We start from the raw sequence: 25,438 nt of genomic DNA on the forward strand, positions 1-25,438 counted from the left end.
TAATTACAATCGCCCCCACAGCTCACTAAACTTCCTACCTCCGGCAAAATACAGAGAAAACTATGAAAACAATGTCGATAAGAAACGTGTCACTTTACAAGTGGTGTAAAAAATGGGACAGGGTCAGCTGTATGAAGCCAAGGGATTTACACGCCCGATTTATTTTTTTGGGCGTACAAGGATGGAATTCTGGGACTATACCAATTTTTTGGAACCACTCTCTTTTAAGTATATGATGTCTGCCGATAATCTGGATAAGTTAATCGAAGACAGAGGCTTACATATCAGTTACACCCACTTTAGTGTGCATAGTAATTCCTATATCGGAGCATTCTTTGACGTAAATGAAAACGGAGAATATGAGATCAAAGACGAAGTGGACGATATGCTATTGATGCTGGACTACTACAGACAGCATCGGGGATTGTGGATAGATACTCTGGAGAATATTTTTGACCGTATGCTGGCTATCGAACAAGTGAGACTAATGTCCTACAAGGAAGTGAGTGACGGCATCTATAAGGTAGTGTTGAAAAATGATTCTGACTATGATATCAAGAACTTGCATTTCGAGCATCTGGATACCGGTTTCACCATTCCGTACTTCGCCAAAGGCGATACATTCACGTTCCATACTACATACAAGCCTGAAACGTATACATTCCGACCAGAAAACTACATCATCAGCTATGATGCCGGTAATCTGATCATGAAAAGCAGATATGATCTCAGTATGTCCTCCCATGAAAATAGAGATATTCAATATACGTGGTCAGAAAGTGCAATCATTCCATACCAATGAAACGCTGTATCAGTGGACACAACCTTTCGGCAAACACGCATCAGGTATCTACTTTGCCAGGATAAGCAGAGATAATACCCCTGATATGACACTCAGATTCTACGTAGTGAAGTAGAGAACCGGGAGATACCCTTTAGGTTATAGACTTGCCCGGCCTTTGAACGAAGCAATCGGAATAGATGCATCATCCACCGTGACAACACATTTTCTTGACAGAATGAGAGCTCAGGACAGCATTGCACGATATGGACAGAGAAAACAGATATCTGATTGCCGATGCTCTACATCCCCTCGTCTGCACGGACAAGGTGCGGGATGAGCTTCTGCTGTACAATATACAGGCACAGGATTATCCCAAAGTCTTTGAGCAGTTCAAGCTCATCTGCGATAAGGGATTGGATGTAGCCAGTGCCTTACAGGAGCTCTCCGGCGGTCAGAAAGTGATCCTGATGGCGATCTTGGCTATCTACTCACCGGCGCGGCGCATACACTTCATCAACCTCAACCGTTATCTTGATGCATCAAAAGCGAATGCCCTGAAAACCCTGATCGATGGCAGTGACAAAGAGATATTGGTAGAAGAAGACTCATGATTACTTTTCCACACTCCAGACTGCAAATCTGGCCTCATTTCTGCCTGAACATCATCGATGAGATCAATCTGCTGTGTCCCGGCAGCTACTATCTGAAGGGAAGCAACGGCAGTGGTAAAAGCAGCTTTATAAATCAAGTATTCCTGCCAATCATGAGAGAACGGACAGACCTGCATCTGATCGTACTACAACAGCAAATGCACCTGCAATTGTATGCTTTAAGAGCGTGGGCGGCAATCTATTATCCAGGCAGGATTGTGGCGAACGAAACCGATGTGTGGGAACTGCTGTGGGATGATCTTACCGCTCTCAAGGACGACAAACCTGTGTTTGTGGTAGCCGATGAAGCGCACAACATCCGTATCCCGGAAGGACTTACGCATCCTGTTTGCCTTATTTACAGTTCGCACAACTATCAGATACAAGCAGATAACGTATTGGAATTCAAGCCGATATCCCCAGATGAATCGGAACTGAGACTATTAGCAGAGGATGCTTTATGCGCTCATTGATATATGCCACTCTGCTATTTGGATTATGGTGCCTTGCCTTTGCTGTAATATGGTTTCAAAACCTTGTCTTACAAGGGATATGCTTGCTTGCACTAATCGTGCTGACCCTGAGCATTTTGGGTAGCAGGAAGCTTTTCAAAGAGCTTCGGATCTTAGCTCCCTTCGTAAGTATGCTCATTGTAGTGTATGCAATCTTTATTCTTTTGGGAATAGATCCAGAAGGGAAGGGAGCTTTTCAATACTGGATGAATTACGGATTGCCCCGCGCTTTGCTCTTGGTGAACGCTGTTTTGGCTTTTCGGCTCTGTTTTGCCTTGGTCTCGGTTGATAGCATTTTGGATTCCGACGCCAGTATCCACCGGCTTAAATACATTATCTTGGGCAAGATCCTATATGAAGCGGCTACAAACTCCTATCATCAGCTAAAACAATGGCAAGAGATGACTCCTGGTATGCACGCCAGAAAAGCCACAGGTATCAAAGAGCGCTTTCAAAGAGGTCTGAGCGCTACTTTGGCCTTGGTCCTGTACATCCTGGCTGAGGCCAAATATAAAGGAGAGCGCATCGACAATCTGATCGCCACTTGCCATGAGGAGGAAAGATGAAATGGTACATTACGGTTGGTTTCACGGTATTGGTGATGGCCAGTACACTCTTGATCAGAATACCTGTTCCCGGAGGGGGATACTTCAATTTTGGCGATGTCGTGATAGTGTTCTGTGGTTTGTATGCTGGCAGGCGCTCCGGATTGATCGCCGGGGCGATAGGTTCTGCTCTGGCAGATATCATCGGCTTCCCGCTATTCGCCCCGATCACCCTGGTTGCCAAAGGTAGTCTGGGTTTCTTTGCTGGCCTGGGAAAAGATGCCCATAACCGGGTCCGTTTTATTTGGCCCATTGTGGGGGGAATCTTGATGGTGACAGTGTATTTTGTGGGCACCTGGTTCATGCCCAGCTTTGGTAAAGCAGCCGCCTTTGCGGACTTGCCACCCAATCTGCTGCAGGCTCTTCTCGGTTTCATCGGTGGACGATTGCTGTATAAAGCCTATACGAAGATTGAGGGAATGACTCGGCATTAACCGACATTAAATTCTTGACTAAAGTTCTATTCTGACTATCATTTATGTAAATGCAGAATAAATTGCAAGGAGTAGAGATATGTCGATACCCTTCAACATGAACCGTATGAAAGAAACGGAATTGCATTACCCACAACGTTTTGCCAGTATGATGCAAAAGGACTATGGACTGCTCTTTTGGAACGAAGGCAACAAGTCATCCCGGGAGAGTAACCATGCCGTGATCACTGATCTCTTCGGCATCGAGAGCAGCTTGCGCAACATTGAGTCCTTTTACAAAGCCAAAGGTATCCACCCTTGTATCTTCAGTTCGCTACAAAATAACGAACTGGAGAAAGTATCCGCTCCCTTGTCTCAGCACGGATTCAAGATGGAAATCAAAGACCATGTGTACTTTCTGCATGATCATGAAAGCAGCGTAAAACCCGTAGAGGGATTGGATATTGAGCGCATCCAGGAGCTGGATATCGACATTATGGAAACCATCGCCCTGGAATATGGAGGCGACTGGACTATCCGGGTGGTTGAACGCCACTTACAGCATCCCTCCTATCATCTGTTAGGAGGATTTCACGATGGAGAATTGGCAGCGCTTGCTTCCGTGAGCATCCACGCTGGATATAGCCGTGTATCCGATGTATTCACCCGCGAAAAGTTCCGTGGCAAAGGTTACGCAGCAACCATGATCCACAATCTTGTCTTGTATCACAAGGGAATCAGCCAAAATCATCTATACCTTTTTTCAGATAATCCGCTTACTTCCAAGGTTTATATAAAAACCGGTTTTACACGTCTAGCCAAAGATTTCATCAGCTGGGAAGCACTCAAAGAAGCCTGACGCTCAAATTTTCTATCCTTATCCGGACAATCTGCTACAGCTTTGTGTCTGAAGCCCAGTAGCGGATATATATACCCATTTACTGCCACCTGGTATTTACTATGATATCAAGGTTGAGTAAAATGATGGTCTGGAATAGATTAGACCTGTCGCGGTAAAATTCCTCATTTTGTACTTGACAGTTTTCCCCCATGCCGAATGTTTGTTGCAAATGATTCTCAATAAGGATTAGATTATGCAAGAACATGAAGTTCTATTCCGTAAGTACCTTGAAAATTCCGGACAAAAGCTGACCCACAGTAGAAGCTTGATTCTGGATGCGGCTTTCAAGGTACATGATCACTTCGACGCCGAGACCCTGCATCACATGATCCGCGGGGCAAATGTCTCTTTAGCCACTGTCTATCGCACCCTTCCGCTGTTGGTGAACGCAGGTCTAATCCAATTGGCGGTTCGCAGCGAGGGAAGAGAGCGTTTTGAGCATATCCTGGGTCACCCCAAACATGTCCATTGGATCTGTCACAAATGCAAAACAGTCACAGAAACTGACCTTGCCGCTCTATTGCCTTATTTGCAGAAAGAGGCCAAGGGCATAAAATTCGATATGGATCAGGTAACCATCAATGTAACAGGACTTTGCTGGAAGTGCCGGAGCAATGATAATGAGTCTCAATAAAAACCCCGTTATCGCACTTGCCGGCAATCCGAATGTAGGCAAAACTACTCTCTTCAATGCACTTACAGGCTCCAGGCAAACCGTGGGCAATTGGCCTGGAGTTACAGTTGAGCATAAAAGCGGAAGCATTACTCACAATCACCAAAAATACGAAATTGTCGATCTCCCCGGTATCTACTCTCTATCAGGAGGAACTCCCGATGAACTGGTGGCGCGAAACTTTATCCTGAACGAAAAACCGGATTTGATTATCAACATCGTGGATGCCTCAAATCTGGAGCGAAACCTCTATCTCACGGTGCAACTCATGGAACTGGGAGCTCCCATCCTGATGTGCCTTTCCATGCCGGATATTGCTGAACGCAACGGACTGAAGATAGACCTGGATCATCTCAGCGATCACCTTGGTTTCAAAGTGATGTCCCTGGCTTTAAACAAAAGATTCCCTCTGGAAGAGTTGATGCGGGAAATCGACGCATCATTGGCAAAACCACCCATACCTACCCAGATTTTCTACGACTCCATCGTGGAGCAGCACCTGGAAAAGATATGGAACGACATCCTGATACATGAGAGGTTGAACGACTCCACCAAGGACAAACCTCTGCCCCAGGATATTTACTGGGCAGTGCAAAAAACCCGCTGGCAGGCAGTAAAGCTGATCGAAGGCGATCCAGAATACTTGATGCAGATTGATGAAGAGGAAAGAATAGCCGTGGAGAAGGAAGTAAAGGCCATCGAAAAGCATCGTGGTCAAGCTTCTTCGGCAGTTATTGCGGACGATCGCTACGGATTCATACGAGGTTTGGTAAAGGATGTAGTAAAGCGGCGGAGGCCGGGCAATCATACTTTTTCGGACAGTGTAGACAAGGTACTGCTATCGGGATTCTTTGGTTTGCCGTTTTTCTTTGTGGTGATGTATTTGGTTTTCCTGATTGCGGTCAAGGCCAGCGAACCGGTAATTGCGCTTATGGAGAGTGGGCTATCCTGGTTGTTTTTTGACGGTCTGGGAGCCTTATTACAGATGCTCCATGCTCCTAGCTGGCTAAATTACCTGCTTTCTGATGCCTTAGGAAGCGGTATAGTAACCATCGGTACGTTCATACCGCCCATTTTTTTCATCTACATAAGCTTATCCATTCTAGAGGACAGCGGCTACATGGCCCGGGCTGCTTTTATCGCAGATAAATTTATGCGCAAGATCGGTCTGCCGGGCAAGGCCTTCATTCCGCTCTTGGTTGGCTTTGGCTGCACAGTTCCCGCCATCATGGCCACGCGCACTTTGGAAAATCCGCGTGACCGGCTTTTTGCCTCGCTTCTCACTCCTTTCATGAGCTGTGGAGCTAAGCTGCCTGTCTATACTTTTCTGGCAATGATCTTCTTTCCCCACAGGGCATCCATCGTTATCTTCGGTCTCTATTTCTTCGGTATCGTGATGGCAATGTTGACCGGATTATTGCTAAAGAAAACTGTCTTCAAATCCGAACCGGGCAATTTCGTGATGGAACTGCCCCCCTATCATGTACCGACTTTTAATGGAATTATGCTTCACACATGGTTCCGCCTGAAGGATTTCATCCTGCGTGCCGCCAAAACCATCCTGATCGTGATCATGATCATAAACATCCTCAGTGTAATCACTGTGCCAAACTTCTTTAGCCCCGACCGGGAGAAAGTGAGCATCCTGCAATTGGGAGGACATGCTATCACTCCCATTCTGCAGCCTATCGGCATCCAGAGCAGTAATTGGGCAGCTTCTGTGGCAGTAATAACCGGACTCTTTGCCAAAGAAGCAATCGTGGGGACTATGCAAAGCCTTTACAGTGGTGGAGAACTAAGCATGGAAATGAGCGAGGAAGAGGAACCCTCCGAGGTCTTGTCCGATAATCTTCAGGCCAGATTTGGCTCTTGGGCTGCGGCCTTGGCTTACCTTCTGTTTGTAGTGCTATATTCCCCGTGTATAGCCGCACTGACGATGCTCTTCAAAGAACACGGCAGCAAATGGACTTTTTTTACCTTTCTATACCTGAATCTCTTAGCTTGGCTTGTGGCCATGATGTTCTATCAGGCAGCGGCCTTTAGTGCCGCATCTCCATACTGGCTGGCAACGGGACTGGGAATAGCAATCTTGATATACTTTAATTTGAAACAAATAGGAAAGAAGCATGAACACACGGCGTAGATTGAGAGGTTGGGGCGCCAGATTATTAGCTGGCAAACGGCATTGTCACTGTCAAAGGGGAGACTGCCTTCCCATGAGCGAGCTGGGCGAGGGGATATCCGGAACTGTATCCTGCAACAACGATATCAGGACTATTGAGCGAGGAATCTACATTGGCGCAAAGATCCAGATATTCCGCAATGAAGCTGATGAACCAAACATCATTATTTCGGTAGGTGATGCCCGTTATGTTTTGGACCGGCGCATTGCCAAAAGCATCCGGATCTGTGTGGATTAAGTATTATTAATCCCTTACCCACACTATCGCGAGTTCCCAATGGTCATCCGGAGCTGAACTAAATGGTTTATCCGGAGCAGGGAAGCTCATTCTTTGAGGTTTTCCTTGACATAGACCTATACTCCAGAATATTGGATGAAATTATGATAAGGAGAGGTGGATCATGCGTAAGATTGTAATATGTCTCTTACCAGCGATACTGCTCTTGCTTGGCGCTTGTGAATCTGGAGCCAAGTTCAGAGTGATAAATCGTACATCTCATCCGATTTACACCTCTTTGGGCGACTCTGAATTGATTACTGTTCCAGGAGGAACTGAACGTGTCATCAAAGTAGATACCGACACGCAGAGTTTTCTAACCGGTACCGTGAAGAAGAGAGTCCAAGTTCTCTTGTATGGAGAAACCTTCAGTCTTGTAAAGGAAGTCAACAAACCTCAGAGCGATTCAACCATAGTCGAGTTTGAAGTCGGCAAGACTTTGAATGCTTATGCAGATCCCAACCGTGCCGGCATAAAAGTCGTTAATTTGCTGGATATCCCCATTTACAAAGTGGAAGTAGTTCAAAAAATGTTGAATTACTATCATAATAGTCCCATTGCCAACCTTTTCGACATTCTGCCGGGAGATACATCCTGGCTCCGGGTACCCCCTGTTGTACAAAGCCCCAACAACGACCCTTTCTATTTTCAATTGGATGTATATATAAACGAAAGTGATACTGTACCTTATGTATTTTCGAACCATGATAGTTTATTGGGAGTTGATGATCAGATGGTAGTTACTATTACCCCAGACATAATAGATGGAGACACGAAATGAAGATATTTTGGATTTCAATACTGTGCCTTAGCCTTAGTTTAGCCTTTGCTCAGTTACCGGAACAGATAGCGGGGATTCCCCTTCCCAGCGATCCCGACATTCTTTCCGGCAAACTGGAAAATGGAATCACCTACTATATTATGCAAAATCCCAAACCCGCCAACCGGGCAGAGCTGCGCCTGTTTGTGGATGCTGGCAGCATCATGGAAGATGACGACCAAAAGGGGCTGGCACATTTTACTGAACACATGGCTTTCAACGGAACGCAGAACTTCGCTAAAAATGAGGTTGTGGATTATTTGACCAGTATCGGTATGGGCTATCACAATGGCCTGAATGCCATGACCAGCTACGATTTTACTATGTATGAGCTCAAAATACCCACAGACAACAGCGAGCAATTGGAAAAGGGCTTTCAGATCCTTTCGGACATGGCTCACCAAGTGAGTTTCAGTGCCGATGAATTAGAACGTGAACGTGGCGTGATTATCGAGGAATGGCGCATGGGTCAGGGTGCTCAAAGCAGAGTCTCAGATGCCGTATCAAAGGTACGCTTTGCCGGCAGTCGCTATGCAGAACGCAGTCCGATAGGCACTTATGAGGTGCTCACCAGTTTTCAGCGCGAGGACATACTGCGCTTTTATGAAGACTGGTATCGACCCGATCTGCAAAGTGTAGTGGTGATTGGCGATCTACCCAACGAAGACGCTCTGGAATTGGTAGAGAGGTATTTCGGAAGCATCCCGGCAAAGGAAAATCCCCGTCCCCGTGAAGTCTTCCGCGTACCCACATACCCCGATGCACGCGCAGTAGTAGCCACAGATCCGGAATACCCTTATTCTTCGATCGGTGCATCCTGGGCTCGTGATCATCACGAAATGCGGACTGTGGGAGACTATTTTGAGAACCTGAAAGAACAGCTATTCTTCGATATGTTCAATGAACGCTTAACGGAGCTTACGAATATGGAAGATCCGCCTTTTAGCCGTGCTTACACCTATAGCGGATCGATGCTCAAGGGGCTTTCCAGTACGGAAATTATGGCAATCACCGCTACTGGAAGAAATCGGGAAGCTTTGCGCACTTTACTTAGTGAAGCAGAACGCATCCGTCGCCATGGCTTCCAACAATCTGAACTGGACCGCGCTAAAGTGAGGATAATGCGCAGTATGGAACACAGCGTAGAACAAAGCCAAACGCGAGATTCCGGCACGATTGTATGGTCTCTCTTTGGTCCTTTGATCTACGGCAACGCCAATATGAGCGCAGCTCAGGAAATGGAGCTTGCTGCCCAGCTTTTACCGGGAATCGACATAAGTTCGGTAAATCAGGTGATCGATGAACTCATCACTACGGAAAACCTTACTATCAGCTACACTTCCATAGATAAAGAAGGAATGGTACATCCCACCGAGGCCGAACTATTGGCAGTATATGATGAAGTAATGGAATCTGAAATCAGTCCCTACATAGACAAAGACATCAACGAGCCTTTGATGGCCCAGATCCCTCAACCCGGTAAAATCAACAAACGCAAAACCTTTGAAAAAAGCGGTATCGAAGAATGGACTCTTTCCAACGGCATCAAAGTGTACACCAAAAAGACAGACTTCAAGAAAGACGAGATTCTGCTTAGCGCAAAGAGCATTGGTGGCTATTCCCGTTATGAGATGGACGAAGTCCGAGCCGCTCAGATTCTTAGCTCCTATCTGGAAGAAGGCGGTTTGGGAGAATTTGACGCCATGGATCTCTCCCGCATCATGGCGGGGAAAATCGCTAAAGCGAACATGACCATGGGCATGTACACTGAAGGCTTTGAAGGTCAAGCATCGCCCAAAGACCTGGAAACCTTGTTCCAGATCATCTATTTAATGGGTAGAAATCCCCGTTTTGATCCCATCAGCCTCAACTCATTTGTAAACCGTACAAAGCCGATGTTGGAAAACCAAGCCGATAATCCCGAATATGCTTTCTTTGACTCTCTGAATGCCTTAAACACAAATCACCACCCCATGGTGGATATGTTCAAGGCCAAGTACTTTGACAACCTGTCGCTGGAACAATTGCACAATGTCCATCTGGACCGGTTTGCAGACTTCTCGGATTTTGTGTTCTTCATAGTGGGTAACTACGACAGCAAGGAGCTGGAAAACTACGTAAGTACCTATCTGGCCAGTCTGCCAAAGGCACGCAGGAAAGATAAAAAGGTAGATGCGGGATTGCGTTACTCCAGCGGAAACAAGGAGATCCGTTTCCAAAAAGGTAGCAGCGAAAGTGCCCATGTAGCTCACACCATAAACGGAAGAATGAAGCTAAATGATGCCAACCGGGTCGCTATGTCTGCCACATTGATGGTATTGAATGAGAAGCTGAGAGAAAACATCCGCGAAAACCTCAGCGGCGTTTATGCCATCCAGGCATGGCAGGATTACCGTGATTTTCCCAAAGAAGAGTATACCGTAACCATATATATGAGTTGCGATCCCGCACGGGTTGATGAACTGAATGACGCTATTTTCGCCACCATAGACAGCCTGCGTTCCGGCCTGTTCGATGATTCATATGTACACAGCACAAAAGCAGGGCTTCAAAAGCTTTTCGAAGAAAACTTGTCCAACAATCGCTACTGGTTGAATCGCATGATGGAAAGCTCCATGGAAAACCAAAAAGCAGATTCGTTCCTCAATTACCCCAAGCTCTATGACAAAGTAAGCAAAAAGCTGATCAGCAAAACAGCAAGGGACTACCTGAATTACGAAGAGAACAAACTAAGCGTGATTATGACTCCGGAAAAGACCATGGATTTGAAATCCGCAAATGGAATAAAAAACAAGGGTCTTTAAGTAGCACAAAACTGAAAGTCACAAATAGATAAGCATAATAGCCCCGAAAGATTGGCCTCTGCAAAGGATACGTCTTTCGGGGCTTTATTTGTTTGCTATCAAATTCATAAGCATTATACTATCTAATAGTAAAAGTAGAAGTAGGAGAAACAATATGGAACAACAAGGAATGCCTTTACTGGGAGATAGATTCCCTGAATTGAAAGTGCTAACTACCCGCGGGATTATGACTCTGCCGAATGACTTGGCAGGAAAATGGTTTGTATTGTTCAGTCATCCGGCTGATTTTACTCCTGTCTGCACAACTGAATTTGTCGCTTTTCAAAATCTATACAAGGATTTCCGCTCCCTCAATTGCGAACTGATCGGAATGAGTGTGGATCAAGTGTTCTCTCACATCAAATGGGAAGAGTGGATAAAAGATAAACTCGGTGTAGAGATCGAATTTCCCCTTATCGCCGATACCGGAGCCGTTGCAAACCGTCTTGGTTTAATCCACCCCGGTAAAGATACGAACACCGTGAGAGCGGTATTTATCGTGGACGATAAGGGTATGATCCGTATTATCCTGTACTATCCCCAAGAATTGGGACGCAATATGCAAGAAATCCTGCGTGCCGTGAAGGGAATGCAATACAGCGATCAAAACAAATGCGCTATGCCGGCCGATTGGCCAAATAACGGCATCATCCAGGATCACGTAATTGTGCCCCCACCCAAAAGTGTCGACGGTGCAAACGAACGCAAAGCCAAGGCCAAAGCAGGCGAGATGGAATGCTTTGATTGGTGGTTTTGCCATCGTAAAGGTTAAGCTGGTAACCAGAACAATTGAACCGCCCGCCCTCAAAAGCGGGCGTTTTTTTACGGTTAACAATACCTATATCCACTAACTACACCCAACGGATTAACCTGATCTGAACCAGATATCATCGAGTGATCATCGAGTGACCACTGGATGATAACGGCTTTATATCTGCTTCGGCACTGCTTGAAGCAGGGAGGAGGAATAGTCGCAGATTATACAGATTGAACTGATCTACGAGATGTTTTGTTAGAATAATGTTGAATCCTCGCTGTTTTGGATAGCCGGGAAACCTGAAGGAGTGACATTGTTCTCTGCACTTTGACACCTCAGGAGAGGTGCAATAACGGGAACGTGCCAGAGGCAAGAGCCACAAAGCGTATCGGAGCTTTCTGCCGCTCCGAAAGATAAAGACATCGCATCGGAATGCTACGATACGATAATTCTCCGTAGCGCCACCAACTGCAGAACTGCAGCACTGCAACACTGTAGCACTGCAACACTGCAACACTGTAGCACCCTTCAACAGCGAAGGCAACGTGTCGAATCCTCACAGGGAGGAATCGATGGCAGAAAAGAATCAGGTTATCTAGAAAACAGTGAACACCAAACCGGTCTTTGTGCTTGACATATTCTGCAGGATTATATGTTTTGCCAAGTAAGAAAGACTAGAAAAACTAAGGAAACATATAATGAACAAATATATCCTGATCACCATGATGCTGTTATTGACAGTGCTTTCATACGCGGATCAAGGCGTCCGCATCGGCAACAGACATTTTGATGATGAAGAATTGCGGGAGGGCTTTGAGGCCTACCTCACCTATCTGAATCCGGGACACATTAGTTCCAGGGACTCGCTGTCTCTTTTTGCCCATTATTTCGATGAATTGATCGGGATGTACATCTACGATACCGCCATTGCTGAAGGCATGGTTCAGGTAAGTGAAGAAGAATTGGAACAGGAGATACTTACCAATCCTCCCCAGGGAATGCTGAGCATTGCAGATTTTCAAAGCAATGGAGCTTTCGACAAAGAGAAATACCAGCAGGCTCTAAAGCAAAACCCCGCCTTCAAAGCATCAGTAATGAACTTCAGCAGGGAAGTATTTGCCTACAAAAAGCTGTTGAACAGTCTGCGCAGTAAAGCCACCATCGACACTCAGGAAGTCCGCATCAAATGGATGCAGCAGGGAAGCAAAGTAGATGCAAAGATCATCTGTTTCGATTACAATAAATTGGATCACATCACTGCAGACAGCACTGATGCCCGCCTACTCTATGAACAAAACAAGGATAATTACAAGCGTACGAAGGGACGCAACCTACTCTATGTATCGTTGACAGGAGAGAGTTCCAGAGCGAATTCGGGACGCATGGAAGAGATCGAGCAACAGAGCAGGATATTGCAAAACGCAGCACTGGCAAAAGGTTTGCTTGCCGCTGCTTCCGAGAAAGCCTACGAAGTGCACGAAACCCCGTTCTTTTCGGCTGGAGACGACATCATCCGCGGGATTGGGAAAGATAATGAACTGGTGGCTATGGTCTTCGCCGCCAAGCCGGGAGATGTGCTGCCTATATACAAAAATCCCTTTGGGGATTACTATGTGATTCAGGTAAAATCCGAAGCCGAAGAGTATTACATTCCCTTTGAAATGGAGTATGATGTACTGATGCATCAGGCCAGACAACAGAAGCGCAAAGACGCACTAAAAGAGATAGTCCATCAGTTCATCCGGCAAAACGAATACAACCAGTATTTGAATGCAGCCCAAAGAGATGGCTATACCATCGTGGATGCCAAAGATATCAGTCTGGATGGAAGCATCGAAGGAATCGGCAAGGTCGAGATTTTGAACAGGACTATTATGGGTAGTCCGGAGCAATCCTATTCGCCTCTGATAGAGCACAACGGCTTTTTCTATCTGGCTTGGGTGGAAAATCGCAGTATCCGCAACGAGCGAGCTTGGCAGATTCAGAAAGAAGAGCTGCTCAGCGACGCTTTGAAAGAAGCGCAAGAGAAATACCTGGACGATTGGTATATTGAGCGTTACAACAATCTTGACATCCAATATCCTAAGGTTTTGCAAGGTAAATAACGTCACTTTCTGAATCTCGACACATCCAATTGTCTTCGAGGCAGAAAAAAAAAGCAATCCTTCCTCTGGGAGCGTTTTACTCCCAAACGAAAAAAAGACTTTACTAAAATACAGCTTTCAAACATTTAGTAAGATACTGTATAAGTGGAGGTAAAATGCTTAAGCCATTCAGGCATAACTTGCTCATAATAGTGTTACTTATGCTCTTTGCATGCCTTTGGGGCCAAGGAGAGACCATATATGAAATCCGGGTGGAAGGAACTCACAACATATCACCGGAACTAGTTACATCTGCCATGAGTATTCGGGTGGGAGATCCCTTGGATCAGGAATCCATTGCGCGCTCCATTCGCAACCTGTATCGCATGGGAGTGTTTTCCGACATCCAGATCCACTCCGAACCATATCGCACTGGCATCAACTTGGTAGTACAAGTGGTGGAGAATCCTGCCGTGAGTTCCATCAACTATCAGGGATTCAAGGTCGTAAAGAAAGAGAAAGTAGAAGAACTGGTAAATCTGCGCGTAGGCTCTTATTGGAGCGGAAACCTGAAAACCGAGCTTTTACAGAAACTCCAGGCTGAATATACTGGTAAAGGCTTTGGTAACGCAAAGATAGAGATCCTGGAGCAAGAACTTCCCGAACACAAGGTTGCCGTCACCCTGATAGTGAATGAAGGTGGCAGGATAGTGCTGAAACAAATCACTTTCATTGGCAACGACAGTTTTGAAGACAAGGAACTGATCAAGCGCATGAAAACCAAACCCAAGGGCTTCTTGCGTTCCGGCCGCTTCGATCAGGAGAAATTTGATAAGGACATAGTGGCTCTGGCCAGTTTCTATAAGAAAAACGGCTATATCGATGTAAGCGTGGGACCCTATGAGCTACAGCCAATTTCTGATCGCCATCATGAACTGGTGATCTCTCTCAGCGAAGGTAACCAGTATCACTTTGGTAAGATCAACATCCAGGGCAATGAGCACTTCGACAACGATAGCATATTGCGAAACTTCAGTATGAGAACTGGAGATACCTTCGATCAGGAGAAGTTTGATACACAGATGGCAAAGGTATATTCCATGTATTTTGACGAAGGCTTTATCTACGCAGATATCCGCAACGATTACCAGCGCCAGCTCGATACACTGAATGTGGAACTGAAAATAGTGGAAAACACCAGAGCCAAGATTCGCCAAATCCACATTACCGGCAACGAACGAACCAAAGAGAAGGTTCTGCGGCGCCAACTGGAAATAGCCCCCGGAGATTATTACCGGCAAACTCAGGTGATTCGAAGCCAGCAGAACATCTATAACCTGGGCTACTTTGAGCCGGATATCAAGTTGGACTATGAACGGATCAACAACAATGGCGATATCGATCTGCAAATAGACGTGATGGATAAATCCAGCGGTGTGGCAAATGGCGGTGTGGGCTACAACTCTTTGGACAAAATCGTAGGACAGCTCTCACTCTCTCAAAACAACCTCTTTGGAAACAATTGGAGTGCGGGGCTTACATGGGATTTTGGTGGAAACACCCAAAACTTTGAATTTGACTTTACCAATCCCAATCTCTACGATACCGATATCCTCCTGGGTACAAACCTGTATTATACACGCAGAAGCTGGACCTCTTTCTATTATGAGATATACACTCGCGGCGGCGCTATCAGAATAGGACAGCCTATCCCCTGGGTGGATCGAACCAGAGCATCTGTGGGATATTCTTTCTATAGCAAGAAATACAACATCACAAATATGAATTCCATCATGGCGGACAGCACTGCAAACTCCACCTTAATAGAATTGAACCAATTGGGATGGCGTTATACTTCCGCAGTGAACCTCAGCCTGAGTAGAGACACCAGGGACAATGTGTTCTTCCCCACCAAAGGTTCTCAAATCACACTATACTCAGAATTAGCTGGTGGTTTGATGATGGGCGATTTTGACTATTTCAAACAGATCGCACAGGTGAACTGGTATTCTGAAGCATGGAAGAAGCTTACTCTGCGCTCAAAATGGCGCTTTTCATACATCACTCCCTATGGAGAATCCGAAGATGCTCCGCCGGATGAGAAGTTTTATCTGGGAGGTACAGGTGTGGATGGCATCCGGGGTTACCCCGATCGCTCGGTTGGGCCGGTCGGCGGAGGCACCAGAGCAATTATCTTCTCCACAGAAGTGGGCTACCCCATTGCCGGTGATCAGATCATCGCAGTTACCTTCTTCGATGCGGGAGAAAGCTATAATCATCTGCGAGACTTTAACTTCATGAACCTGAAGAAAGGGCTGGGTGCCGGCATCCGCATCAGAAGTCCCTTTGGCCTCATCGGATTTGACTATGCCTACGGTGTAGACAGCCGCAATTGGGAGCCGCATCTGCAGTTTGGAACCACATTCTAGCATGAAATACAAGCACTTGTTCGGTCCTGTTAGCTCGCGCAGATTGGGGATATCATTGGGAGTGGATTTGGTTCCCTACAAATACTGCCCCCTCAATTGTGTGTATTGCGAGATTCAGAATACGACACATCTGGTTACTCAGCGCCAGGCTTTCTTCACCCCTCGTGAAATATTGGATGAATTGGATAGCTTTCTGGCCTCGGAGCCGCATCTGGACTACATTACTTTCTCCGGTGCCGGAGAGCCGACCCTAAATAGCTCCATCAATGAAATCATCCGCTACATAAAGGATCAATATCCCCAATACAAACTGGCATTGCTTACCAACGGAACGCTGTTTAATAACGACGAGATCCTGCAGGAGATTATCCCCTGCGATGTGATCCTGCCATCACTGGACGCAGCAAGCCCGGAAGTGTATCAGAAGGTGAATCGCCCGCATCCCGATCTGAAGGTGGAAGACCTCATAGAAGGCTTGGTGCGGTTGAGAAAGGCCTATACAGGCGAGATATGGCTGGAAGTTTTTGTGATTCAGGGTATCACGGATACAGAAGAAGAATTAGCTTTGCTGCGTGATGCCATCCTGCGCATCTCTCCTGATCTGGTACAATTGAACTCTCTGGATCGCCCCGGAGCAGAGGACTGGGTGGAAACAGCCGATCCCAAAAGACTTATAGAGATTCGCAACTACTTCCGTAAGTACTTGCCGATGCAAGTGGAGATTATCGCTAAAATCAAGTACCAAACTGGTATGCAAAGCCTGGATGCAGAACTCGTGGATCTCATCCGGGGAACAATCGGCCGGAGACCATCTACCGCAGAGGATTTGGCGGCAATGTTGAACGTTCACATCAACGAGATATCCAAAGTGTTGCGGGAATTGAACAGCCATGGTAAACTGCATAGCGAGCGCAAGACACGGGGAGTGTTTTACAAATGGATAGCCTGATTTCCAGCACGGCAATCATTACCGGCGCCGGAGCAGGATTGAGAATGGGCGGAGAGGTAAAAAAACAGTATCGCATGTTGGATGGAATTCCCATTCTGATCCGCACTTTAGAGCCGTTCTTCAGTTCGTCTCTGATCTCAAACATCATCGTAACCGCTCCTGAGGAAGATACAGAGTATTGCGAGAACATTATCCATCAATACTTTGATCCTGCTCCAAAACCTTTTCTGGTAATAGCAGGCGGGATGGAGAGGCAGGACAGTGTGTTTGGTGCCCTTCAGCAGTGTCCCCAAGATACAGCTCTGGTATTTATCCACGATGCGGTGCGGCCCTTTATCAGTATTGAACTGATCGAGGAGCTGTATGATCTTGCCCTCAAAGAAAAGGCCGTGGTGCCCGCTGCAAGATTGAAAAACACTATCAAACAGGTTTCCGGGGACTATCTGGAACACACGCTGGTACGAGATCGGCTGGTGCAAGTATTTACTCCTCAGGTCTTCGATTACAAGCTGATCCTAGATAGCTATATCAAAGCCTACAACGATGGATATATAAGTACTGATGATGCTGCATTGGCAGAACACTTTGGCGCCAAGGTGCGATACCACCTTACCGGAGATCTGAACATCAAGATAACCGATGAGTGGGATCTCACATTGGCACATTTGATCATAGAGAAAAACATCATAATATAAAGAGAATACTATGCTACGGAAGGTTTTGAACAAACTTAGTAACTTTGAGCTGCGATTCCCCATTCCCATTCCGGGATTGGGCTGCGGAGTACTGGGAATGGCACTGCCCATAGTATCGATAAACTTGGGTAAATATGCTTCACAACTGCTGAGAGCTCTTGAATATAGAGGATACGACAGCACAGGGGCGGCTTTTCTGGACTCCAACAAGGCCATAACTCTGCTCAAGGATGTGGGCGCTCCCTCTACCCTGGTAAAAACCCTGGGTATCGAAAAGCAGGCGGGAAAAGTGTTTTGCGGTCAGGTGCGCTGGGCCACATTCGGTTCTGTGGACAAAACAAATGCCCAACCTCATGAAGTGTGCTGCAAGAAGCACATCTTTGGCGCTCATAACGGCAATATCACAAACACACGCGAACTAAAGGTCTTTCTCACGAAAGAGGGACATACTGTGCTTTCCGACAACGACGGCGAGATGCTGGTGCATAGTGTGGAGCATTACTTCGATATCGAAATGAACAAAGCGCAAAACCCCACTGACGCCGAAGCGCGTAAATCCTGCATGCGCCGAGCCATCATTCATACCGCAGAGAAGATGGTCGGCTCCTACGCAGCTGTGATTGTAGATCCCGAAACCGATACATCCTGGGCTATCAAAGCCGGATCCAGCCTCTACTTTGGGGTTGGTGAAGTGGATGACATGCCTTTTGCTCTAGCTTCTTCCGATCTCACCGCAGTCTTACGCTTCACCAAGATGCTAGTAAACCTAAGAGAGGGTGAATTCATAGAATATACCAGCTCATACTATCAGGTATACGCTCAGAAAAAACTCCGTATCAAGCGTTTGGGGCAGCCCGATGAACTGTATAACACCGGCGACAAGATCATGATAAAGCCGGTTTACTCCAAACTGAGAGCAGAGGATGTGGAACTTTTGCCCGATTTTGAATACTTTATGGAGCAAGAGATCTACGCTCAAAGCGAATCTACCGGCAAACTGATCAAGCTCTTTAGCGGTGGTTCAAACAGCGGTAAGTATATGCTGGAAGCCATCACTCAAGCCGGAGTGAAAGACTATCTGAGCAATGCCATGCTGGAGATCGTGGGCACAGCGCATATGGAAGAAAAACAAGCGCTTTTTGACAAGCTTTGCAGCTCTGAAGAAGTGGCAAGGTTCCTGGAGCATGCCCAACGAAGCTATAAAGAAATCTTCGATGTGGCAGTGAAAGAGGACTTTGACAAGAAATACTTCTTTTCGAACGAGAAGAATGTCTTTATAGAGCTTCTGGGCAATGAATTCGACCGGAAACGACTGGTGGTGGGCAAAGCTCTCGACAGCATCTCGGAGCAGATCTCCGTTACGGAGTTTGAGCATAGTGTGCAGGACTTTCTGGATCTTGTTAAGAACACTATTCAATGCAACCGCAATGCCTACTCAATCGCCTGTGGAACCTCCTTTCATGCTACCAAGATAGCTGCTCTCTTCTTTAATGAGATTGCCCGTATCGAGATGATACCCATCCTTCCCGGGGATTTTCGCGGCGAATACTCGAACTGCATCAAAGATAACGACCTGATAATCGGCGTATCCCAAAGCGGTGAAACCAAAGACCTTATAGACATCTTCAACGACATCGATTCCACAGATCTGAACGTGCGCAAAGTGGTATTGGTAAACAATATGAACAGCACTTTGGGTCAGGAAAAGAGCGATGTGGCCATCCCGATCCTGTGTGGACCGGAAATAGCAGTCCCTGCCACCAAAAGCTTCATGAATCAGATCACTCTGTTCTACTATCTGGCCATCAGAGCCGCAGATATGAAGCTGAATGATCTGGAAAATGATCTCCCCAAAGAAGAGTTTGAAAAGCGCAAAGCTGATCTGCAGAGACGTTATAAGTCCCTGAATGACATTCCCTTATTGCTCAAAGAGACTGTAGATAAAACCGATGATATGATCGATACCATGGCGGGTAAGATATACATGGAGCCCTCGCTGCACATCCTGGCTACAAAGATCAGCGGCGTGGCAATGGAGGGAGCGCTGAAGATCAGAGAGACTGTATTGAATCACGCAGAGGGCCGCGAAGCCAGTGAATTCAAGCATGGTCCCAATACCATCCTGGGTAAAAATACCGTGTTCGGAGTGAAGCATGTGCGAAGCTTTGTCCGTGCTTTTTGCAATATGGTCGACAGTATCGACGAAAAAGCAGAGGTAAAACACATCGCTCAGAGTGAACGCAAGGATCTGTTGAAAGCCTTGGCAGACTTTGTTTTCACGCACAATATGCCCTTCAACCTCTCCGCTGAAGGCACTATAATCTTCAAAGAGGCCATCCGAGATCAAGATTTCTTTGAATCTCTATATCGAAACTACCCTCTCATCTATGTAACCGGCCCGGATTCCCGGGATGTGAACCTCACTATTTCACAGATCAATACTCACAAGATCCGTGGTGCCGATACCTACGTGATTGCCGAAGAGAATGAAAATCTGCTGAAGAATGCCTCTCAGAATCCCAGAGAAGGTGCATATTACGGTTGGGGCTACATAATGCTGCCCAAGACCGGAGATAGCCTGATGACATGCTTCTCTGCCACTATTGTGTTGCAACTACTGGCCCTGCGGATGAGCATCCGCAAGATGAAGAAACTGGATCTGTTGGGAGTGAAAGACCACGGAGTGCATCCCGATGTACCCAAGAATGTATCAAAATCGATAACGGTGGATTAGAATAATGAGAATTGGATTGGGTTACGACGTTCACCGCCTTGTGGAAGGGCGCAAGCTGATCCTTGGAGGCGTACACATTCCCCATCATACCGGGCTTTTGGGCCATTCCGATGCAGATGTCTTGATTCACAGCATCTGTGACGGTTTATTGGGAGCCTTGGCCATGGGTGATATTGGGCAGCATTTTGCCGATAGCGATCCTACTTTCAAAGACATCGACTCCAGAATCCTCCTAAGACGCTGTTATGACATGATCCTGTCCCGACACTACAAAATCGCAAACCTGGATGCCACAATATGTGCTGCAGCCCCAAAGCTGAGCCCCTATGTGGATGAAATGCGGCAAAACATCGCTCACGATCTGGATTGCGATCCCGATTGCATCTCTATAAAAGCAACTACTGAAGAGGGATTGGGCATCTCCGGTTTCGGAGAGGGGATGAGCGCCACCGTAGTGATCCTGGTAATGCCGACATCATGAAAGCTATTGCGGTAATTGGATATCATCACACCGGAAAGACAAGCACTGTCGTAAATCTGGTGCGGGAGCTCTGTAGCCGCGGACACACGGTTGCCACCATCAAAGATATCCATAGCGAAAAATTCCGCGCTGATACTCCTGGAAAGAACAGCGCATTACACATCAAAGCAGGCAGCAAACTGACGGTTGCCCGCGGGATTTACGATACAGCGCTTATCTTTCCCAGATCATTGCCCCTAAACGAGATCATGCCCCATATTGCCGCAGACTTCTTGGTGATAGAAGGTATGAAAGCTGCGCCGATGGCAAAGATAGTATGTGCCGACAGCGAAGCCCAATTGACCGAATTGATTGACGACACCTGCATCGGCATAAGCGACATCATCACAAATAGCGACTTCAAGCACGACAAGCTTGATGTGTTCAGGATACCTCAGGATGTCTCCGCACTTTGTGATACGGTTTTGGCACATAGTTTTGAGATTCTTCCCGCTGCTGATCCGGAATGCTGCCAAAGATGCGGCGGAACATGTTTGCAGATGGCGGGAGACATCGTTCAAGGCCGCCGGAAGCGCAGTGAATGTGTGTTGGACGGCACCAGCAGGATCAGCCTGAAAGTAGGGGGTAAGGATGTGCTTATTGTTCCCTTTGTGCAGGATATTCTAAAGGATAGCATCATGGCTATTGTGAATAATCTACGCGACATTGCCCCCAATCAGGAGATTCAGATAAATATCCGCACATGAACAGAGATCAGTACTTCTGTGAGCGCGATCCACAGGCCTTTCCCTTTTGGCAAAAAGCTGTAGTGGGTATCGCTGGAGCGGGAGGATTGGGCTCCAATATTGCCTTAATGCTCGCCCGGGCGGGTATCGGCACATTGATCGTAGCAGACTATGACACAGTATCAATCTCAAACCTGAATCGTCAGGCATTTGACCTATCTCAGGTAGGCATGCACAAGGTGACGGCCCTACAACACAATATCCTCCGTGTTAATCCCTTCATAGAGCTTCAAATGCACCATCTCCGCCTGATTCCCGAAAACCTCCCCATCATCTTTGCTGAAGCAGAGATCATGATCGAAGCTCTGGACAATGCAGAGGAAAAAGCTATGCTCATTGAAACCTGGCTGCAGACATTTCCGCAAAAGCCGGTCATCTGTGCGTCAGGACTGGCCGGATACGGCAGGAATGAGGAAATCAGGACTATACAAGACCAGAATCTCTATGTAATTGGAGATATGCATACCCAGCCGACTGAGGGCATTGCACCCATTGCTCCGCGAGTGATGATTGTGGCAGCTATGCAGGCCAATCTGTGCTTGGAATTATTGACAAAGGATAAATGATGAATACCAGCATCAAGATAAACGGAAACATTGTGGACTGGCAGGAGGGTATGACTGTGCGTGACGCATTAAAGGTGATGAATTATACTTTCCCCATGCTGGTCATCAGAATAAACGGCAAGCTCGTCCCAAAAAGCGATTATGACAGCACCGAGATTCCTGTGGGAGCTGAAGTAAAGATTATCCACCTCATCAGCGGAGGTTGAGCAGCTTATGTAATTGCAAGCCCAACTTTACCGGCAATCCATCTGCAAGTAACCATTCTGCCAAAAGCTCCGCAGGCAACAGCTCCGTAACCGGAGAGAAATGCAGGATTCTGCCCGCAAGCTGATACTTCTCGATTATCTCCCGCGCGAAGCAGTAATCTGGATAATTGCTTATTACAAACTTGATCTCGTCGTGCGCAGCCAGCAGTTTCAGGTTGGCAAATTGGAAGCTGAGACCCTCACCACTCCCAGGGCATTTGATATCTACAATCTTGATTACATCCAGGGGAACCTCATCCAGATAGATAGTCCCGTTTGTCTCCAACAGCACAGTATACCCGCTCTCCAACAAGGTTTGCATCAGAGCCGTGCTCTCCTCCTGAATCAGTGGTTCACCCCCGGTTAATTCCACCAGTTTCACCGGATACCGGGATACACTTTTCAAGATCTGCTCGAAGCTCATTTTCGTACCTTTGGCATGTGAATATACGGTGTCGCAATAGCTGCAATTCAAGTTGCATCCAGCCAGGCGGATAAACACACAGGGACGTCCCATGTAGCTGGATTCTCCCTGTAGACTGTAGAATATCTCGCAGATGTCCAAGTACTTCATCTTGTTCTAAAAAGGTAAAAAAGGAAAGTCTTTGTGATAACCCAAAGCTTCGTCTATCTGGTCATTAATCTCCAGGGGATCTCCATATACAAATTTCTCTTTGCCTGCCGTCCTGAAGATGGTATAATCCCCTTCAGCACAGGGCAATTCATCCAGATACCTGCTATCTCCATATCGCAGAATACCGTCCACAATCAGCAAAATGATATCTGCCATATCCAAGCCTATCAGGTTCTCGAAGGGATCTTTTTCCAGCTGATCGGTGAGCAGCAGATTGCGGGTATTGCTGGGATTCAGCTTGCCGTATGATGCATCCAGATACAGCGCTTTCACAGCGTTTTCGGTGATCATCCTATATAGTTGCTTTGTTTCCAAATTCGGAAAATGCTCCCTGATGGTCCCCAATTCAGCGATCAGATTCACTGCTCCGCTCATCGTGGAATCCGTACCAATCACCACATTCACATTGTGCTTCAGAGCCGCTTCGATATCGAAGGTTTCGCCTATCAGATAGTAGTTCGATGTGGGACACCAGCATACACTGGCTTTTGCCTTTGCTATCCTAATAATCTCATCTTCCGTGAATGCTATGCCATGTATTATCATGGTGTTTTCCTGCAGCAGTTTCTGCCGTTCCAGCTCCGGGAATTCCCCCTTGGAAATCTTGTCCGTACCCTCGCCCAGATGAATGATAAAGGGCATCACAGATTTACTCAGTTCCATCTCCCGGGCAGCGGATTCCCCGCCCCACCAATTTCCTAGGGTGAGGGAGTGACACTGACGATACTTTCGGGATACCACTATGGGCATTGAGTTATAATACTGATCATCCTGCAGAGGGCCATGGTCTTGCACTACACTACAGCCGGAAAAGAGGTTCTTGTAGGCCCCCAACCTCGCCACAGCCAGGGCTGCAGGGTCGAGAAGCTGAAAAGAGCCGTCATTTAGCCAGAATTTGTTGCGCTCGTGGAAACTGAAAGAGTTCTTCATGTCTTCCACCCAGATATGGGAATTGGGATAGGGGCGATTATCCCCGGCTTTGGGCACCCAATTGCCTACCAAGTGATCGTGAGAATTGATAAGTGGAATATAAGCAATGCTTTTGGGGATATCCAGCACTGCATCTTGAGTTTCATCAGTTCCCAGATTCAGCACCACACCTTCGCGCACATCCTCGCTTGAGATTACGCTGAGGCCAGGTAAGATTTTCATGCTCGTACTTCTTTTATCCTCTTTATCAGTTTTGGCACCACCTCAAACAGATCTCCCACTATTCCCAAATCCGCAACCTTAAAGATCGGGGCATCGGGGTCCTTATTGATTGCCACGATATAATCCGCAGAGCTCATCCCTGCCAAATGCTGAATGGCCCCCGAGATTCCTATAGCTATATAGATTCCGGGCTTCACGGTCTTACCCGTCTGTCCCACCTGGTGAGAATAGGCAATCCATTCAGAATCAACAGCCGCACGAGATGCTCCAACCGCTCCATCCAAAGCCTCTGCAAGCTCTTCGATCATAGCGAAATTCTTGGAATCCTTGATTCCTCTTCCCCCAGAGACGATCACGTTTGCGTCTGTGATATTGATCAGATTTGTCTTCTCTTTTTCAAATGATATGTATTTACATCTATCTTCTTCGAGATCAAAGCTGTATTCTTCACGGATAATAACACCGCTGCGAGAATCGTCCCGCGGCAGGGGATTCATTACTTTGTGCCGTACTGTAGCCATTTGCGGACGGCTGTTTGCCGTAATGATGGTAGCCATGATGTTGCCACCAAAAGCAGGGCGGGTCTGCAAGAGATTGCCGCTTTCCTCGTCGATGGCCAATCCGGTGCAATCTGCAGTTAAGCCTGTATTCAGCTTGATTGCCACTCTGGGGATGAAGCTTCTGCCGGTCACTGTAGCGCCTGCCAGAATGATCTCAGGATAATACTTCTCGGCCAAGAATATCATAGCTTCACTGTATTTCTCATCCCTGAAATGCTCCAGGGCAGGATCATCGATGCTAATAACCTGATCCGCTCCGTAGGCTATCAATTCTTCGGCCAGACCGTTGAGCTGGTAGCCCAGCAGGATCGCAGTCAAATCGCAGGATAACTGATCGGCCAATTCTCTGCCCTTGCCCAAAAGTTCGTGAGACACTCCGGCAATCACACCCTCACGCTGTTCCGCAAACACCCATACACCGGAGTATTGAGCTTTATCCACATGCTCCACGCTCTTTTTACGGATCAATATAGCGTCAAAAGGACAAGCCTGCACGCAGGCTCCGCACAGCACACACTTGTCGATATCGATTTCTGCAACTTTGGAGTTTATCTTGATGGCGTCGTAAGCGCAAGCTTTGAGACATGCACCACAACCAATACATTTTTCAACGAGAACTTCTATCATTATTTTCTCCTCAGTATTAGCCAATAATAGCCCAATAAATTGTCAAGCCAATTCTGCAATCCACTTTGTTGATGCCGTGA

Annotated in this window: 24 protein-coding genes and 1 pseudogene; 22 read left to right on the forward strand and 3 right to left on the reverse strand. The window is 46.8% G+C overall.

Annotated elements, in window-relative coordinates; all coding sequences use genetic code 11:
• Window positions 1-112 precede the first annotated feature (112 nt).
• The 22 genes and pseudogenes from PHF32_06065 (at window position 113) to thiS (ending at window position 22,346) form a co-directional block, all read left to right on the forward strand.
• Window positions 113-802, forward strand: a complete 690-nt coding sequence (locus tag PHF32_06065) for a hypothetical protein (protein ID MDD4560284.1) — start codon at window positions 113-115, stop codon at window positions 800-802.
• Window positions 803-1,047: 245 nt separating this feature from the next.
• Complete coding sequence (locus PHF32_06070; protein ID MDD4560285.1) at window positions 1,048-1,395, forward strand: hypothetical protein; 348 nt, start codon at window positions 1,048-1,050, stop codon at window positions 1,393-1,395.
• A complete protein-coding gene (locus PHF32_06075; GenBank protein MDD4560286.1) occupies window positions 1,392-1,907 on the forward strand; it encodes a hypothetical protein in 516 nt (171 codons plus the stop codon). The genes PHF32_06070 and PHF32_06075 overlap by 4 nt, the downstream gene beginning before the upstream one ends.
• A complete protein-coding gene (locus PHF32_06080) occupies window positions 1,895-2,512 on the forward strand; it encodes a hypothetical protein (protein MDD4560287.1) in 618 nt (205 codons plus the stop codon). Before PHF32_06075 ends, PHF32_06080 begins: the two co-directional genes overlap by 13 nt.
• On the forward strand, window positions 2,509-2,985 hold the full coding sequence (locus PHF32_06085; GenBank protein MDD4560288.1) for an ECF transporter S component: 477 nt from the start codon (window positions 2,509-2,511) through the stop codon (window positions 2,983-2,985). The genes PHF32_06080 and PHF32_06085 overlap by 4 nt, the downstream gene beginning before the upstream one ends.
• Window positions 2,986-3,064: 79 nt before the next feature.
• A complete protein-coding gene (locus PHF32_06090) occupies window positions 3,065-3,823 on the forward strand; it encodes a GNAT family N-acetyltransferase (GenBank protein MDD4560289.1) in 759 nt (252 codons plus the stop codon).
• Between the two features lie 235 nt (window positions 3,824-4,058).
• The gene (locus PHF32_06095; protein ID MDD4560290.1) at window positions 4,059-4,499 is read left to right on the forward strand and encodes a Fur family transcriptional regulator; all 441 of its coding nucleotides are present in this window, start codon (window positions 4,059-4,061) and stop codon (window positions 4,497-4,499) included.
• Window positions 4,486-6,681, forward strand: coding sequence for a ferrous iron transport protein B (gene feoB / locus PHF32_06100; protein ID MDD4560291.1), 2,196 nt, complete (start codon window positions 4,486-4,488; stop codon window positions 6,679-6,681). The genes PHF32_06095 and feoB overlap by 14 nt, the downstream gene beginning before the upstream one ends.
• Entirely contained in the window at window positions 6,665-6,958 is a 294-nt protein-coding gene (locus PHF32_06105) for a FeoA domain-containing protein (protein MDD4560292.1), read from the forward strand. Before feoB ends, PHF32_06105 begins: the two co-directional genes overlap by 17 nt.
• 163 nt (window positions 6,959-7,121) lie before the next feature.
• Window positions 7,122-7,778 carry a hypothetical protein gene (locus tag PHF32_06110; protein ID MDD4560293.1) on the forward strand — a complete coding sequence of 219 codons (657 nt, stop codon included), beginning with the start codon at window positions 7,122-7,124 and terminating at the stop codon, window positions 7,776-7,778.
• Window positions 7,775-10,621 (forward strand): insulinase family protein, encoded by a 2,847-nt coding sequence (locus tag PHF32_06115; GenBank protein MDD4560294.1) that lies wholly within the window; start codon window positions 7,775-7,777, stop codon window positions 10,619-10,621. Before PHF32_06110 ends, PHF32_06115 begins: the two co-directional genes overlap by 4 nt.
• Before the next feature lie 154 nt (window positions 10,622-10,775).
• Window positions 10,776-11,432, forward strand: coding sequence for a peroxiredoxin (locus tag PHF32_06120; GenBank protein ID MDD4560295.1), 657 nt, complete (start codon window positions 10,776-10,778; stop codon window positions 11,430-11,432).
• 671 nt (window positions 11,433-12,103) lie between these two features.
• Window positions 12,104-12,514: pseudogene (locus PHF32_06125) on the forward strand (SurA N-terminal domain-containing protein).
• Between the two features lie 93 nt (window positions 12,515-12,607).
• Window positions 12,608-13,522: a peptidyl-prolyl cis-trans isomerase gene (locus PHF32_06130; protein MDD4560296.1), complete on the forward strand. Its 915-nt coding sequence runs from the start codon at window positions 12,608-12,610 to the stop codon at window positions 13,520-13,522.
• 155 nt (window positions 13,523-13,677) lie between these two features.
• Window positions 13,678-15,930 carry an outer membrane protein assembly factor BamA gene (gene bamA / locus PHF32_06135; protein MDD4560297.1) on the forward strand — a complete coding sequence of 751 codons (2,253 nt, stop codon included), beginning with the start codon at window positions 13,678-13,680 and terminating at the stop codon, window positions 15,928-15,930.
• A 1-nt stretch (window position 15,931) separates the two neighbouring features.
• Complete coding sequence (locus PHF32_06140) at window positions 15,932-16,879, forward strand: radical SAM protein (GenBank protein ID MDD4560298.1); 948 nt, start codon at window positions 15,932-15,934, stop codon at window positions 16,877-16,879.
• On the forward strand, window positions 16,867-17,574 hold the full coding sequence (ispD, locus tag PHF32_06145; GenBank protein MDD4560299.1) for a 2-C-methyl-D-erythritol 4-phosphate cytidylyltransferase: 708 nt from the start codon (window positions 16,867-16,869) through the stop codon (window positions 17,572-17,574). Before PHF32_06140 ends, ispD begins: the two co-directional genes overlap by 13 nt.
• 10 nt (window positions 17,575-17,584) lie before the next feature.
• Window positions 17,585-20,308: an SIS domain-containing protein gene (locus tag PHF32_06150; GenBank protein MDD4560300.1), complete on the forward strand. Its 2,724-nt coding sequence runs from the start codon at window positions 17,585-17,587 to the stop codon at window positions 20,306-20,308.
• 4 nt (window positions 20,309-20,312) lie between these two features.
• Window positions 20,313-20,789, forward strand: a complete 477-nt coding sequence (ispF, locus tag PHF32_06155) for a 2-C-methyl-D-erythritol 2,4-cyclodiphosphate synthase (GenBank protein ID MDD4560301.1) — start codon at window positions 20,313-20,315, stop codon at window positions 20,787-20,789.
• On the forward strand, window positions 20,786-21,535 hold the full coding sequence (gene mobB, locus PHF32_06160) for a molybdopterin-guanine dinucleotide biosynthesis protein B (protein MDD4560302.1): 750 nt from the start codon (window positions 20,786-20,788) through the stop codon (window positions 21,533-21,535). Before ispF ends, mobB begins: the two co-directional genes overlap by 4 nt.
• Window positions 21,532-22,140, forward strand: coding sequence for a sulfur carrier protein ThiS adenylyltransferase ThiF (thiF, locus tag PHF32_06165; protein ID MDD4560303.1), 609 nt, complete (start codon window positions 21,532-21,534; stop codon window positions 22,138-22,140). The genes mobB and thiF overlap by 4 nt, the downstream gene beginning before the upstream one ends.
• Window positions 22,140-22,346: a sulfur carrier protein ThiS gene (gene thiS / locus PHF32_06170; GenBank protein ID MDD4560304.1), complete on the forward strand. Its 207-nt coding sequence runs from the start codon at window positions 22,140-22,142 to the stop codon at window positions 22,344-22,346. The genes thiF and thiS overlap by 1 nt, the downstream gene beginning before the upstream one ends.
• Here thiS and PHF32_06175 read toward each other — a convergent pair.
• The 3 genes from PHF32_06175 to PHF32_06185 are packed head-to-tail and all read right to left on the reverse strand — an operon-like array spanning window position 22,333 to window position 25,358.
• Window positions 22,333-22,959 carry a radical SAM protein gene (locus PHF32_06175; protein MDD4560305.1) on the reverse strand — a complete coding sequence of 209 codons (627 nt, stop codon included), beginning with the start codon at window positions 22,957-22,959 and terminating at the stop codon, window positions 22,333-22,335. The genes thiS and PHF32_06175 overlap by 14 nt on opposite strands.
• A gap of 6 nt (window positions 22,960-22,965) precedes the next feature.
• Complete coding sequence (locus tag PHF32_06180) at window positions 22,966-24,171, reverse strand: amidohydrolase family protein (protein MDD4560306.1); 1,206 nt, start codon at window positions 24,169-24,171, stop codon at window positions 22,966-22,968.
• A complete protein-coding gene (locus PHF32_06185) occupies window positions 24,168-25,358 on the reverse strand; it encodes an electron transfer flavoprotein subunit alpha (GenBank protein MDD4560307.1) in 1,191 nt (396 codons plus the stop codon). The genes PHF32_06180 and PHF32_06185 overlap by 4 nt, the downstream gene beginning before the upstream one ends.
• Window positions 25,359-25,438: the final 80 nt, after the last annotated feature.

This window comes from Candidatus Cloacimonadota bacterium, assembly GCA_028706475.1.
Lineage (GTDB): Bacteria > Cloacimonadota > Cloacimonadia > Cloacimonadales > Cloacimonadaceae > UBA5456.

Excerpts from the sequence above, each read along its gene's own strand:
- PHF32_06065 (MDD4560284.1), top strand. The coding sequence starts at position 113 with ATGGGACAGGGTCAGCTGTATGAAGCCAAGGGATTTACACGCCCGATT.
- PHF32_06070 (MDD4560285.1), top strand. The coding sequence starts at position 1,048 with ATGGACAGAGAAAACAGATATCTGATTGCCGATGCTCTACATCCCCTC.
- PHF32_06075 (MDD4560286.1), top strand. The coding sequence starts at position 1,392 with ATGATTACTTTTCCACACTCCAGACTGCAAATCTGGCCTCATTTCTGC.
- PHF32_06080 (MDD4560287.1), top strand. The coding sequence starts at position 1,895 with ATGCGCTCATTGATATATGCCACTCTGCTATTTGGATTATGGTGCCTT.
- PHF32_06085 (MDD4560288.1), top strand. The coding sequence starts at position 2,509 with ATGAAATGGTACATTACGGTTGGTTTCACGGTATTGGTGATGGCCAGT.
- PHF32_06090 (MDD4560289.1), top strand. The coding sequence starts at position 3,065 with ATGTCGATACCCTTCAACATGAACCGTATGAAAGAAACGGAATTGCAT.
- PHF32_06095 (MDD4560290.1), top strand. The coding sequence starts at position 4,059 with ATGCAAGAACATGAAGTTCTATTCCGTAAGTACCTTGAAAATTCCGGA.
- feoB (MDD4560291.1), top strand. The coding sequence starts at position 4,486 with ATGAGTCTCAATAAAAACCCCGTTATCGCACTTGCCGGCAATCCGAAT.
- PHF32_06105 (MDD4560292.1), top strand. The coding sequence starts at position 6,665 with ATGAACACACGGCGTAGATTGAGAGGTTGGGGCGCCAGATTATTAGCT.
- PHF32_06110 (MDD4560293.1), top strand. The coding sequence starts at position 7,122 with ATGCGTAAGATTGTAATATGTCTCTTACCAGCGATACTGCTCTTGCTT.
- PHF32_06115 (MDD4560294.1), top strand. The coding sequence starts at position 7,775 with ATGAAGATATTTTGGATTTCAATACTGTGCCTTAGCCTTAGTTTAGCC.
- PHF32_06120 (MDD4560295.1), top strand. The coding sequence starts at position 10,776 with ATGGAACAACAAGGAATGCCTTTACTGGGAGATAGATTCCCTGAATTG.
- PHF32_06130 (MDD4560296.1), top strand. The coding sequence starts at position 12,608 with ATGCAGCAGGGAAGCAAAGTAGATGCAAAGATCATCTGTTTCGATTAC.
- bamA (MDD4560297.1), top strand. The coding sequence starts at position 13,678 with ATGCTTAAGCCATTCAGGCATAACTTGCTCATAATAGTGTTACTTATG.
- PHF32_06140 (MDD4560298.1), top strand. The coding sequence starts at position 15,932 with ATGAAATACAAGCACTTGTTCGGTCCTGTTAGCTCGCGCAGATTGGGG.
- ispD (MDD4560299.1), top strand. The coding sequence starts at position 16,867 with ATGGATAGCCTGATTTCCAGCACGGCAATCATTACCGGCGCCGGAGCA.
- PHF32_06150 (MDD4560300.1), top strand. The coding sequence starts at position 17,585 with ATGCTACGGAAGGTTTTGAACAAACTTAGTAACTTTGAGCTGCGATTC.
- ispF (MDD4560301.1), top strand. The coding sequence starts at position 20,313 with ATGAGAATTGGATTGGGTTACGACGTTCACCGCCTTGTGGAAGGGCGC.
- mobB (MDD4560302.1), top strand. The coding sequence starts at position 20,786 with ATGAAAGCTATTGCGGTAATTGGATATCATCACACCGGAAAGACAAGC.
- thiF (MDD4560303.1), top strand. The coding sequence starts at position 21,532 with ATGAACAGAGATCAGTACTTCTGTGAGCGCGATCCACAGGCCTTTCCC.
- thiS (MDD4560304.1), top strand. The coding sequence starts at position 22,140 with ATGAATACCAGCATCAAGATAAACGGAAACATTGTGGACTGGCAGGAG.
- PHF32_06175 (MDD4560305.1), bottom strand. The coding sequence starts at position 22,959 with ATGAAGTACTTGGACATCTGCGAGATATTCTACAGTCTACAGGGAGAA.
- PHF32_06180 (MDD4560306.1), bottom strand. The coding sequence starts at position 24,171 with ATGAAAATCTTACCTGGCCTCAGCGTAATCTCAAGCGAGGATGTGCGC.
- PHF32_06185 (MDD4560307.1), bottom strand. The coding sequence starts at position 25,358 with ATGATAGAAGTTCTCGTTGAAAAATGTATTGGTTGTGGTGCATGTCTC.